The organism is Streptomyces sp. NPDC005574 (assembly GCF_040605435.1).
Classification (GTDB): domain Bacteria; phylum Actinomycetota; class Actinomycetes; order Streptomycetales; family Streptomycetaceae; genus Streptomyces.
Window position 1 is genome coordinate 1 of the sequence record NZ_JBEXCW010000017.1, and the last position, 12439, is coordinate 12439.

The 12439-nt window shown below is 72.7% G+C and carries 11 protein-coding genes and 1 pseudogene; 6 read left to right on the forward strand and 6 right to left on the reverse strand.

The window, feature by feature from the left end:
* The 3 genes from ABZT03_RS14215 to ABZT03_RS14225 all read right to left on the reverse strand — a co-directional run.
* Positions 1-556, reverse strand: a 556-nt coding sequence (locus ABZT03_RS14215) for a DUF6807 family protein (RefSeq protein ID WP_356038296.1), incomplete at its 3' end; no start/stop codon positions are given.
* Complete coding sequence (locus tag ABZT03_RS14220) at positions 553-1668, reverse strand: Gfo/Idh/MocA family oxidoreductase (RefSeq protein ID WP_356038299.1); 1116 nt, start codon at positions 1666-1668, stop codon at positions 553-555. The genes ABZT03_RS14220 and ABZT03_RS14215, both read right to left, overlap by 4 nt.
* Positions 1669-1986: 318 nt before the next feature.
* Positions 1987-2796, reverse strand: a complete 810-nt coding sequence (locus ABZT03_RS14225) for a class I SAM-dependent methyltransferase (protein WP_356038301.1) — start codon at positions 2794-2796, stop codon at positions 1987-1989.
* A gap of 187 nt (positions 2797-2983) precedes the next feature.
* Between ABZT03_RS14225 and ABZT03_RS14230 the strand changes: the two genes are divergently transcribed.
* Positions 2984-4498, forward strand: coding sequence for a sensor histidine kinase (locus tag ABZT03_RS14230; protein WP_356038304.1), 1515 nt, complete (start codon positions 2984-2986; stop codon positions 4496-4498).
* Entirely contained in the window at positions 4495-5157 is a 663-nt protein-coding gene (locus ABZT03_RS14235) for a response regulator transcription factor (protein WP_356038306.1), read from the forward strand. The genes ABZT03_RS14230 and ABZT03_RS14235 overlap by 4 nt, the downstream gene beginning before the upstream one ends.
* A 321-nt stretch (positions 5158-5478) precedes the next feature.
* On the opposite strand, the gene ABZT03_RS14240 is transcribed toward ABZT03_RS14235, so the two are convergent.
* Both ABZT03_RS14240 and ABZT03_RS14245 read right to left on the reverse strand, forming a co-directional pair.
* Positions 5479-6534: a cellulase family glycosylhydrolase gene (locus ABZT03_RS14240; protein WP_356038309.1), complete on the reverse strand. Its 1056-nt coding sequence runs from the start codon at positions 6532-6534 to the stop codon at positions 5479-5481.
* 510 nt (positions 6535-7044) lie between these two features.
* A complete protein-coding gene (locus tag ABZT03_RS14245; RefSeq protein WP_356038580.1) occupies positions 7045-7848 on the reverse strand; it encodes a hypothetical protein in 804 nt (267 codons plus the stop codon).
* Between ABZT03_RS14245 and ABZT03_RS14250 the strand changes: the two are divergent.
* The 3 genes and pseudogenes from ABZT03_RS14250 to ABZT03_RS14260 form a co-directional block, all read left to right on the forward strand.
* A pseudogene (locus ABZT03_RS14250) lies at positions 7729-8114 on the forward strand (ArsR family transcriptional regulator); the annotation flags it as partial. The gene ABZT03_RS14245 and the pseudogene ABZT03_RS14250 overlap by 120 nt on opposite strands.
* Positions 8115-8196: 82 nt before the next feature.
* The gene (locus ABZT03_RS14255) at positions 8197-9423 is read left to right on the forward strand and encodes an MFS transporter (protein ID WP_356038311.1); all 1227 of its coding nucleotides are present in this window, start codon (positions 8197-8199) and stop codon (positions 9421-9423) included.
* A gap of 95 nt (positions 9424-9518) precedes the next feature.
* Positions 9519-10259 (forward strand): maleylpyruvate isomerase family mycothiol-dependent enzyme, encoded by a 741-nt coding sequence (locus ABZT03_RS14260; RefSeq protein ID WP_356038313.1) that lies wholly within the window; start codon positions 9519-9521, stop codon positions 10257-10259.
* 123 nt (positions 10260-10382) lie between these two features.
* On the opposite strand, the gene ABZT03_RS14265 is transcribed toward ABZT03_RS14260, so the two are convergent.
* Positions 10383-10775, reverse strand: coding sequence for a MarR family transcriptional regulator (locus ABZT03_RS14265; protein WP_356038316.1), 393 nt, complete (start codon positions 10773-10775; stop codon positions 10383-10385).
* A gap of 85 nt (positions 10776-10860) precedes the next feature.
* Here ABZT03_RS14265 and ABZT03_RS14270 point away from each other — a divergent pair, with 85 nt between their 5' ends.
* A complete protein-coding gene (locus tag ABZT03_RS14270; protein WP_356038319.1) occupies positions 10861-12390 on the forward strand; it encodes an MFS transporter in 1530 nt (509 codons plus the stop codon).
* Positions 12391-12439 lie beyond the last annotated feature (49 nt).

The window sequence follows — 12439 nt, forward strand, 5'->3', positions numbered from 1 at the left end:
GGAGGCCGGTGTAGCCGGCCGACTCACGTCCCGCGGTGGTCGGGGAGCCGAAGACCAGGGGTTCGGCACGGAGGTTGGCGAGGTGGACCGACCAGTCGAGGACCCAGGCGCCGGCCTCGCGGTCGACCGAGTGGACGGTCAGTCCCCGGGTCTCGCGCGCCCATTCGCCGCCGCCGTTCTCGATCCAGGTGAGTTCCTCGGTGAGAGCGAGCCGGTCGTCCTCCACGGTGAACGCGGGGAAGCCGTCGTGCCGCATGGAGCCGATGCGCTCGGGCAGGGGCAGGTAACCCCGGCCGTGGACATAGGAGTTGCCGCCCCAGAAGTTCTGGCCGGAGAGATGACTGGCCGTCAGCTGAAGCCCCTTGTGCCAGCGGTGGTCGCTCGGGCGGTAGCCGGTGACCGTGCGTCCGGCGAGGGTGCGCACGGGATGGGCGTAGGGCTTGCGCGACTCGAACGCCTCCGGGTCGGGGCGGTAGACGTAGCGGAGGATCTCGGTTCCGTCCGCCGCGGCGACCGCGACGTGCTCGCCGTGCGTGTGGCTGACGCGGATGCTCATGCGCGCTCCTTGGGGGCCCAGTCGGGGTGGCCGCCGTGCATGGCCGGGTAGTACGGGTCGCCGGGGCCGATCTCCCCCGCGTGCACGGGCCGTCCCGTGAAGGCCGACTTGTAGAGGGCCGCCGCGAACTCCAGGGTGGCGCGGGCGTCCGCTCCGCTGCCCGGAGGCCGCACCCCGCTGTCGTACGCGTCGAGGAGGGCGCCGAGCTGCGCGGTGTGCGAGCTGGGCACGTCCGCCGCGGGGACCCGCCAGGCGGCGGCCCGCTCGGCCGGCACGTGGGGCGCCGGGGTGTAGACCCAGTCGTCGTTGCGGTGGCCGTACAGGTGGGTGAGTTCGACGGTCGCGTCGGCGCAGTCGACGCGAACACGGCTCACCTCGTCGGGGGACAGCACGCTGTTGACGACGGTGGCGAGGGCGCCGCCGCGGAAGCGGACGAGGGCCGTCGAGACGTCCTCGCTCTCGGTGTCGTGCACCAGGCGGGCCGCCATCGCCCGCACCTCCGTCCACGGGCCGAGCAGATGCAGCAGCAGGTCGTACTGGTGGATGCCGTGGCCCATCGTCGGTCCGCCGCCCTCGGTGGCCCACCGCCCGCGCCACGGCACCGCGTAGTAACCGGTGTCGCGGTGCCAGGTGGTCTGACAGTGCGCGACCCGCGGGGCACCGAGTTCGCCGCCGGCGATCAGGCGGCGGGCGTGCACGGCGCCGGATCCGTAGCGGTGCTGGAAGACGACGGCCGCGTAGGCCCCGGACGCCTCCTCGGCGGCGGCGATCTCGTCGTACTCCGCCAGCGACAGGCACAGCGGCTTCTCGCACAGCACCCAGGCGCCGGCCTTGAGCGCGGCCACCGTCTGCTCGCGGTGCAGCGACGGGGGCGTGCCGATGAGCACCAGATCAGGACGTACGGCGTCGAGCATCGCCTCGACCGAGGTGTACCCGGCGACCTCCTCGCCCGCGAGCGCCCGGAAGTTGCCGAGCCGCTCCTCGTCCACGTCGACGGCGGCGACCAGTTCGACCCGCTCGGCGTGGGCCCGGAGCGCGGGGAGGTGGCTGCCGCCGACGATGGCGCCGGTGCCGACCACGGCGGCGCGGCGACGGACTGGGCGTGCGGGCATGCGGTCCTCCTGGGACAGCCGCGGACAAGGCATGGAGAAAGCGCTTGCTCTCGCAGGCGACCCTAAGTGAGCCCCGAATGTCAGGACAACCCCTCCACGGCGACGGAAGGAAAAGTCCCGCCGAAAGGACGCGGGACCGGCGAGCGGGCCGTGCCCTCGGCTTCGGGCCTGGCGGAGGCCCGCGTTGGTCCCGGCGGAGGCCCGCGTCGGTCCCGGCGGAGGTCCCCGTGCGTTCCGGCAAGGGTCCACGTGGGTTCAAGCGGTGGCCCGCGTGGGTTTCGGCGGAGGCCCGCGAGTCCCGCCGAGGCCCGCGTGGGTTCAAGCGGGCCCGCGTGACGTCTGGCGAGGGTCCGGGTCCGCGTGGGTGAGGCGGATCTTGGACTGGCCGTGCGGCAGCTCCTCCCAGTCGTCCATGAAGCGGGCGCGCAGGCCGTGCTCGGCGGCCAGCGCCACCAGCGTCTCGGTGCGGTAGTAGAAGTCCTCCCGCAGGACGTGGTGCTCCTCGCCCTCGGTGCGGTCGAAGGTGAAGTCGAACCAGCCACCCGGCGCCAGCACCCGGCCGACGTTGGCCAGGCACTCCTCGATGACCGGGAGCGGCGAGTGCGAGAAGACGCTGTGCGCGTGCACCACGTCGAAATGGGCGTCGGGCAGGAACCGCAGCGTCAGGTCGCGTACCGGGGCCAGTACCGGAAGCCGCTTCTGCAGCCCCATCTCCACCACGGTGTCCTGCGCGGAGAGCAGGATGTCGGGTGAGATGTCGATGCCGTAGTAGTGGCCGGGCTCCAGGTGCCGGACGAACCGCCAGCCACCGCGCAGGTTGCCGCACCCGATCTCCAGCATGCGGTGGCCGGGCAGCAGACCGTGGCCGAGCAGGTAGTCGAACTGCATGGCTCCCAGCGCCAGCCACCGCTCGCGGCTGCGGCTGCCGACGGCCGCGTCCGGGTCGGCCCGGGTGTCGGAGCGCATCACCGCCCGGTAGTAGGACACGTGGTCCGGGTGGCGGTGGCGGAGCCACATGTCCCGCGCGGTACGGACGAGATGGCGCGGCACCCGCTCGGGGTGGCGCAGGGCGTAGCCGACGCGGTGGCCGAGGGCGGCGCGGTTGACGGTGACGTTCTTGGCGGGCACGAGGTCCTTGCCTTTCCGGGTGACGTCTCCCGAGCGGTGCGGACCGTCCGGGACCTGATGCCAGCCTCGGTGCGGACACGGCCGGTACGGCTCGGACAACCGGATGCACAGGGCGGGAGGTTCGGGTGACAGGCGGGTCAACCGATCGGTTGATGCGGGCCGTCGCGTCGCGCGGTAGACACGGGGGATGGACCACACCGATCCGGACGAGCGCTGGCTGCTCGCGGTCGTGCACGCCGCGTTCTTCGTGCTGCTCGGCTCCTCACTCGCCCGCTTCCTGAGCCGCGACCGGGGTGAGGCGCGGACCGGGTGGGTGGTGGCGTTATTCGCGGTCTTCTGTGTGCTCTACGTCCTCGGACGCTTCCTGGCCCCGGCTCCCCGCCCCGGTTGCGAGCCCACCATCCGGTATCTGGTCTGGCTGGGCTCGGCGACCGCTGTGTGGATCGTCCTGCTCGCCCTCGCGCCGAGCGCCACCTGGTGTGCCATGCCCCTGCTGTTCGCGGGCCTGCACGCGCTGCCCACGCGGTGGGCGGTGCCGCTGGCGGGCGCGCTGACCGCGCTGGTGGTCGCCTCCGAGGTGCGGGTGGCCGAGGGCACGCTCAACCCCAACATGGTCCTCGCCCCGCCGGCCGTCGCCGCGGTCGCCACCGCCGTACTCGTGCATCTGCGGCGCCAGGGAGCCCGGCAGCGCCTGCTGATCGAGGATCTGGTCCGCACCCGGCGCGAGCTCGCGGCCACCGAACGCCGGGCGGGGATCCTCGCGGAGCGCCAGCGGTTGTCCACCGAGATCCACGACACCCTCGCGCAGGGCCTGTCCAGCCAGCAGATGCTGCTCCAGGCCGCCGAGCGCTTCTGGACGACGGACCCGGACACGGCCCGTGGGCACGTCCGCGAAGCGGCGGACATCACCTCCCGGGGCCTCGCGGAGGCGCGCCGTTTCGTGCACGATCTGGCGCCCGCCGACCTGGCCGAGCAGTCGCTCCCCGACGCGCTCGCCGGGCTCGCCGAGCGGGAGGGCCGTCCGGGCCTGAGTGTGGAGTTCCGGCTCGACGGCACCCCGGGCGCGGGCACGCTGCCGGAACGGGCCGAGGCGGCACTTCTGCGTATCGCCCAGGGGGCGTTGGCCAATGTGCGGGAGCACGCGGCGGCGACCAGGGCCGTGCTGACCCTGACCTGCCTCGACGACCAGATCTCGCTGGACATCGCCGACAACGGCCGCGGCTTCGACATGGGGAGTGCGCGTGGGACGGCGGGGGACGCCATGAACCGCCCGCGCGAGGTGACGGGTCACGGCATGAACGGCCAGGGTGACGTGCCGAGTCACGGTGTGAACGCCGCCGGGGGCGTGCCGGGCCTCGGCACCGAACACCCTCGCGACGCGCCGAGTTGCGACACGAACGACCCCCGCCGTGGGCCGGGACATCGCCCTGACGACTCCCCCGCCCTGCCGGAGCACGGCGCCAACGACCCGCCTGGCGCGACCGGTTCGCCCGACCAGGACCGCGCCCCGGCGTCCGTGCCGGACCGGGTGCGCGGGCACGGGCTGCCGGCCATGCGTATCCGGGCCCGGCAGGCGGGCGGCACACTCACCGTGGAGTCCACGCCGGGCGAGGGCACCGTCGTGACGGCGGCCCTCCCCTGGTCCCCCTCGACAGCCACCGGTCCCGACGTCCCGGACAGCCACAAGGAGCTCGCCCTGTGATCACACCGGAGCCCCCGCCCCCCGTCTCCCCCGGCTGCCCCGTCCGGCTGCTGCTGTGCGACGACCATGCCGTGGTCCGCGCCGGGCTGCGCGCCCTGCTGGCCAGTGCCGACGGCATCGAGGTGGTCGGTGAGGCGGCCGACGGGGAGGAGGCGCTCGCCATGTCCGCGCGCCTGCGCCCCGACGTCGTACTCATGGATCTGCAGCTCGACGGCGGTATGGACGGCGTGACGGCCACCCGGAGTCTCACCTCCGGCGGTACCGGTCCGCGCGTCCTCGTGCTCACCATGTTCGACACCGACGCCGACGTCACCCGCGCCATCGAGGCGGGGGCCACCGGCTACCTGCTCAAGGCCGAACGGCCCGAGGAACTGTTCACGGCGATACGCGACGCGGCGTCCGGCCGCACGGCCCTGTCCGCCCCCGTGGCCGACCGGCTGCTGACCCGGCTGCGCAGCCCGCGCCCCGCCCTGTCGGCCCGCGAGCACGAGATCCTCGGGCAGCTCGCCCGCGGCCTGGGCAACCGGGAGATCGCCCGCGCCCTGTTCATCAGCGAGGCGACGGTCAAAACCCATCTCGGGCGCATCTACGGCAAGTTGGGCGTGGAGACCCGCTCCGGCGCGGTGGCGGCGGCCAACCGACTCCGGCTCCTGCCGTGACCGGCGACCTCCGAGCACCGGACTCCCGCGGTCACCGAAGACCGACACGCTCCGGACTCCGGCCGTGACCACGACCGAGAACGTGAGCCTCGTGCCATGACCGACCTCCGGCGCCGAGCGGGGAACGGACGCGGTGGCCCCGCGACGCTTGTGGCGGCACGGACCGACCGCGCTCGGCGCCGCACATACGCGCCTACGTGCGGCGCACCGGCGCACCCGGCCCCCTGACCCCGCCGCGGCCCGGCCCGGCCGGCCGCGGTGCGGGTGCGTCACGGCCGGCCGGGTCTCGCACGGCGTGTCCGGATGCCGGACGGCGGCCGGTCAGGGACGGACGGGCTTGCCGCGTCCCCAGGCCCAGGCGAGCCGGTCGGCGCCGGACTGGTTGGTGGTGGCCAGCCAGGGCCGGGAGGCGGGACCGGTCAGCTTCTGGACCGAGTAGATGTCGTCGGTGCGCAGGCCGGGCCAGTACACGGACCCCATCTTGAGCTCGCGGAAGGTGTCGGTCACGGCCTGGACGTAGTTGACGAAGTTGTCGGACGGAGCCGGTTTGTCGTAGTCGAGGCCGGTGGTCATCGGGGCACCGAACTCGTCGGCCACGGTCCGGCCGGCGCAGTCACCGATGCGCTCCTTCAGGTCGGCCACCCACTGGTCGTAGGTCGCGTACTCCTTCCAGAACCCGTAGTGGTGCAGCGACAGATACGTGCCCTTGAGGCGCGGGTCGGCGCAGACCGAGGTGACGTGGTCGTTGTAGCCGGCGCCGCTGACGAAGACCCGGTCGCGCGGGACCGACGGGTAGGTCTGCAGCCACTTCGCCGCGATGTCGGCCCACTCGGTCTCGGTGTAGCCGTGCGGCTCGTTCATCGGCTCGAAGTAGACGTGCCTGTCGTTCTTGTAGGCCTTGACGACGGTGTTCCACATGGGCCAGTAGGTGGCCTGGTCGTCGATGAAGCCGTCCTTCTGGGCGCCCGTGCCCTCCCAGTAGGAGACGATGACCTTGAAGCCCTTGGCGGAGGCCGCGTCGATGACCCCGCGGTAGGACTTCCAGTAGGCGCCGTTGACCGTGTACGGGTTGATGGGCAGGCGCACGGTGTTCGCGCCGAGGTTCGCGCGGAACGCCGAGATGATCCGGCTCGCCTTGGCGTACGTCTGCGCGTAGCTGTCGGAGAGGGACAGCCCGGACAGCACCACCGGGTCGTCGGCGAAGTTGTCGCGCGGGTCGGCCCAGTTGACGCCCTTGAACTGCGTGGTGTCGTGCCTCGTCGCGGCGGAGGCGGGGCTGCCGGCGATGGTCGTACCGCCGATCGCGGCGATCGCGACCGCCACGAGGGCGGCACGCCGCCGGGGGGTGATCCGGCTTCCGGTGGGGGTCTTGCGCATCAGCTTGCCCTTTCAGGAGTGGCGGCTCGGCGCAGGGGGGTCGCGCGTGGACGAGCCGCCGTCAGAACGTGTACCGGGCCGGACGGGCGGACCCTGTGGGCCGACGCGTTCTCGACCGCACCGCTGGGGACCATCCGCTCCGCTCCTCCCTGCACTGTCGACCGCCCGTCATGTTTGCGTAAACATCCCGCCGACAGGTGGGGGCCTGTTCTGGGCCGGATGGCCCGCGGGGCGGGGATGTTTACGTAAACGTCGGGGCGTCGGCATCGTGGCACCCGCCCCAGCGACCGTCAAGGTTTCCCACGCGTAACATCCGCCGCGCCGCCGGGAACGGGTGCGGAGGGCTTCGACGCTCCTACGGCCCCGGAGTGTGCCCCGCCGGCCGGTCCCGAGCCGGCGCTCACCGGGGGATCGACACTGCGGCCGGTTTTGCAGGTGCCAACGGAACGGCACGGCTGGGTGGCCGTGTTGACGGCGCCGCGTGGCCTTGCTCGTCGCACGCCGGCCCTCTCACCGCAGAGCGCCCTTCGTCGCGTCGGCGATGAATCCGCGGGCGAAGAAGGCGAACACCGTCACCAGGGGGACGACGGACAGCAGCACTCCGGCCACCACGATGCCAACTCGGTGGAGTGTCCGGCGTACAACCGTGCCAGCGCGACCTGGAGGGTGAGCCGGTCGGGGTCGACCGACGTCACCAACGGCAGGATGTAGTCGTTCCAGGCGCCGATGAAGGTGTGGATGCCGAGGAACGCCAGGGCCGGGCGGACGCACGGCAGTACCACGTGCCGGTACAGGCGGAGGAAGGCCGACCCCCTCGGTGCGGGCGGTGTCCAGCAGTTCGTCGGGGACTCCGCTGCCGGTGTACTGGCGCATCCGGAAGATGCCGAAGGCGTTGGCGGCGGCCGGGGCGATCAGCGCTTTGAGGGTGCCCAGCCAGCCCAGCCGCACCATGATCTCGTACTGCGGGATGATCGCGAGCTGGGTCGACGGACGTACATCGCCAGCAGGACGCCGAACAGGAACTTCTTCCCGGGGAAGTCGTACTTGGCGAAGGCGAACGCCGCCGGCGGGTCGAAGAACAGCACGAGGAGCGTCGTACAGACCGCCACCGTCACCGTTGGACGGCGAGACGGTTCTGCTCGGCCGGACCACGCCGGCCGGCAGGATCAGCTGCACGGCCCTGCCGTCCTGGAGCTCCTCGTAGACGGCCAGCTTGCTGGTGATCACGGTGAGGGCCCGGCCGTGCAGATGGCGGGCCACCCGGTGCGCCGTGGTGCCGATGTCCTCACCGAGGACAACCTGCGGCGGATCCACGCCGACCGGCTGTTCCTCGGTACCAGCGGGTCCGCCCCGACGGCCAGGTGCTGGACACCACCGCCGTGGAGGTGCCGGTCAAGCGGGCGATGATCGCCGCCAGCGCCCAGGTGGTCCCGCTCGCCGACGCGGGCAAGTTCCCCGGCACCGGAATGGCCCGGCTGTGCGGGCCGCAGGACCTCGACATCGTGGTCACCAACGCCGGGGCCGACGGCAGGACCTGCACCCGGTTGCTCGAGGCGGGGGCCGAGGTGATCGAGGTGTGAGACGCGGTTCCGCGGGTTCGCGCGACCCTCGTGGAACCACGGCCTTATTGTCCGCTCGCGGGCGGCGGCTTTGCCTGATTTTGTGCCGCTTATAAACAAACTCGGGGCGCGCGCCCCGGCCCGGGACAGTGCCCTCACCAGGCTCCGCGTGGTCCTCACCGTCTTCTTCGCGCTCGACGGCTTCCTCTTCGCCGGCTGGGTCGTCCGCATCCCCGCCGTCAAGCAGCAGACGCACAGCTCCACCGGCGCCCTGGGTCTGGCACTGCTGGGGGTCTCCGCCGGCGCGGTCCTCACCATGGTGTTCACGGGACGGCTCTGCCGCCGCTACGGCAGCCACCCGGTCACCGTCGCCTGCGCCGTCCTTCTCTCCCTCAGCATCGCGCTGCCCCCGCTGACCCACTCCGCACCCGCCCTCGGCGCGGCGCTCTTCGTGCTCGGCGCGGGCTACGGCGGCATCAACGTGGCCTTCAACAGCGCGGCCGTGGAACTGGTGAACGCCCTCGGCCGGCCCATCATGCCCAGCTTCCACGCCGCGTTCAGCCTGGGCGGGATGGCCGGCGCGGGCCTGGGCGGACTCGTCGCCGGCCAACTGTCGCCCATGCGGCACCTGTTCGGGCTCACTCTCGTCGGACTGGCGGTGACCGCCGTGGCCGGTCGCGTCCTGCTGCGCACCGATCCCCCGACACCCGCGGACGACGCCCCTCGGCAGGAGGGCGTGCCCCGGCAGAAGGGCGAACCCGGGCAGGAGGGCGCGCCTCGCCGCCTCGACGGCCGTACCCGCGGTCTCGTCATCGTGTTCGGCCTCATCGCGCTGTGCACCGCGTACGGCGAAGGCGCCCTGGCCGACTGGGGCGCGCTGCACCTGCAGCAGGATCTCGACGCCTCCCCCGGTCTCGCGGCCGCGGGCTACTCCTGTTTCGCGCTGGCCATGACGGTCGGCCGGCTCGGCGGCACCAGGCTCCTCGAACGTCTGGGCCGGACCCGTACCGTCGTCGCGGGCGGTACCACGGCCGCGTCGGGCATGCTGGCCGGCTCGCTCGCCCCCACGGTCTGGCTGGTGCTGCTGGGCTTCGCCGTCACCGGACTCGGTCTCGCCAACATCTTCCCGGTGGCGATCGAACGCGCCGGCACGGCGGCCGGCCCCACCGGTGTCGCCGTCGCGTCCACCCTCGGCTACGGCGGCATGCTGCTGGGGCCGCCGGCCATCGGCTTCATGGCCGCATGGTTCTCCCTGCCCGTCGCCCTCACCAGCGTCGCGGCGCTCGCGGCCGTCGCCGCACTCGTCGGCCTCACCACCCACCGGACGTGACCCTGCCCAGCCCCGCGCGTCCGGCGGCGCGCCCTCGTCCGCGTCGATGCCCCGACCATCGCCGGAGCCTCGCTTCGTCAGGCAGACTCACCCGCATGGAGACTGCCGAGTTCGTCGAGATCCTGGACCGGGAGGGCCGCGCGCTGGCCGTGGCCGCCGAGGCGGCCGGTCTGGGTGCCAAGGTGCCCACCTGCCCGGAGTGGCAGGTGCGCGACCTGGTGCGACACACCGGCATGGTGCACCGTTGGGCAGCCGCGTTCGTCACGGAGGGGTACACCACCTGGCATCCGGACGGTGGCCTGCCCGACCTCGACGGCGCCGGGCTGCCGACCTGGTTCCGTGAGGGGCATCGGCACCTGGTGGACAGCCTCCGCTCCGCCCCGCCCGGCCTCGCGTGCTGGTCCTTCCTGCCCGCCCCCTCGCCGCTCGCGTTCTGGGCGCGGCGGCAGGCGCACGAGACGACCGTGCACCGGTTCGACGCGCAGTCGGCGCGCGGCGGAACCCCCGACACCGTCGCTCCCGGCTTCGCGGCCGACGGCATCGACGAGTTGCTGCGCGCTTTCCACGCCCGCCCCAGGAGCCGGCTCCGCAGCGACCGGCCCCGTGTGCTGCGGGTGCGGGCGACGGACGCGGAGGACGCCGTGTGGACGGTGCGCCTGTCCCCCGAGCCGCCCGCGGCCGTCCGGGGCGAGGACGGTGACGCCGACTGCGAGATTGCCGGACCGGCCGCCCAGGTGTACCTGTCGCTGTGGAACCGGCTGCCGTTCCCGGAGGTCACCGGCGACCGCGCGATCGCCGACCTGTGGCGCGAGAGGTCCGCCGTCACCTGGAGCTGAGCGCGCGGGGCACCCCGGCGGAGCGGCACGGGCACCCCGGGTCGGGACGCTGAGCGCGAGGGGGCGCCCCCGGCCAGTGCGGCACCGGCGCCCCGAGTCGGGGCGGCGGGTGATGACGCGTCGTCAGGTCGCCAACATGCGCGTCAGGACCGCGCGTTGCACCGGCAGGACGTCGACGTGCAGCGTGCGCCCCTTCGCCGTGAGCGCCACCCGTACGCCCCGCCGGTCCTCCGGGCACATCTTCCGCTCGACGAGGCCGTCCTTCTCCAGCCGGGCGATGAGCCGGGACAGCGCGCTCTGGCTGAGGTGGACCCGTTCGGCGATCTCCTGGACGCGGTAGGTGCAGGCGCCGTCTGCGGAGCGGGCCTCGGCCAGCACGTCGAGCACCTCGAAGTCGCTGGCGCCCAGGCCGTGTTGGTGCAGGACGCGGTCGAGTTCGCACTGGGTGCGCGCGTGCAGCGCCAGGATGTCCCGCCACTGGTCCACGAGCGCCTGCTCGGCCTTCTCCGCCGCCATGGCCGCACCGTAGCAGAGCCAGGAATTTATTGCATCAGCATTAAATGCGTTTGCATTGAATGCATGCGCATGTAGTGTCTCCGGCATGACCTCTCCGCTCACCCACCCCGTGTCCGAGGGACGCTGGACGCCCCGGCTGTGGGGCACTCTCCTGGTGCTGTGCGCCGCCATGTTCCTGGACGCGCTGGACGTGTCGATGGTCGGCGTCGCCCTGCCGTCCATCGGTTCAGAGCTCGATCTCTCCACCTCGACGCTGCAATGGATCGTCAGCGGCTACATCCTCGGCTACGGCGGCCTGCTCCTGCTCGGCGGACGCACCGCCGACCTGCTGGGCCGGCGTCAGGTCTTCCTGGTGGCCCTCGGTGTCTTCGCGCTCGCCTCCCTGCTCGGCGGACTCGTCGACTCCGGGCCACTGCTGATCGCCAGCCGTTTCATCAAGGGGCTGAGCGCCGCCTTCACGGCGCCCGCCGGCCTCTCGATCATCACCACGACCTTCGCCGAGGGCCCGCTGCGCAACCGCGCGCTGTCCATCTACACCACCTGCGCGGCCACCGGCTTCTCGATGGGCCTGGTCCTGTCCGGCCTGCTGACGGAGGCCAGTTGGCGCCTCACCATGCTGCTGCCCGCGCCGATCGCCCTGATCGCCCTGGTGGCGGGCCTGAAGCTGCTGCCGCGCAGCGAGCGGGAGAAGGACCACAACGGGTACGACGTCCCCGGCGCCGTCCTCGGCACCGCGTCGATGCTGCTGCTGGTCTTCACCGTCGTACAGGCCCCGCGGGAGGGCTGGACATCGGCCCGCACGCTGTTGTCCTTCCTGGCCGTCGCCGTGCTGCTGACCGTGTTCGTCGCGGTCGAGCGGCGCTCGGCGGGTCCGCTGATCCGGCTCGGCGTGCTGCGCTCCGGCAGCCAGGTCCGCGCCCAGCTCGGCGCCATGGCCTTCTTCGGGTCGTACGTCGGCTTCCAATTTCTGGTCACGCTCTACATGCAGTCGCTGCTCGGCTGGTCCGCCCTGCACACGGCGCTCGCGTTCCTGCCGGCGGGCGCGCTGGTGGCCGTGTCCTCGACCAAGGTGGGCTCGATCGTCGACCGCTTCGGCACCCAGCGGCTGATCGCGGCCGGCTTCGCGCTGATGGTCGTCGGGTACGCGCTGTTCCTGCGGGTGAACCTCGACCCCGTGTACGCCGTGGTCGTACTGCCGTCGATGCTGCTCATCGGCGCGGCCTGCGCGCTGGTCTTCCCCTCGCTCAACATCCAGGCCACCAACGGCGTCGAGGACCACGAGCAGGGCATGGTCTCGGGGCTGCTCAACACCTCGGTGCAGGTGGGCGGGGCGATCTTCCTGGCCGTCGTGACCGCCGTGGTCACGGCCGGCACCCCCGAGGACGCGGGGCCGCTGGCCGTCCTCGACAGCTACCGGCCCGGACTGGTGGTGGTGACCGGCATCGCCGTCGCCGGCCTGCTGATCAGCCTGACCGGGCTGCGCAACGGACGCCCGCGCCAGTCCGTCGTGGTCGCCAAGTCGCCTTCTTCGAGCGCGACTTCGGCCGACACCTCGCTCGCACCTTCGTCCGCCACGCCGTCCCCGGAGGCGGAGCGGGTGACGGTGCGCGACTAGTCGCACCGGCCGCGGCCGATCACCGGCCCGTCCATCGACCCGGTGTGAG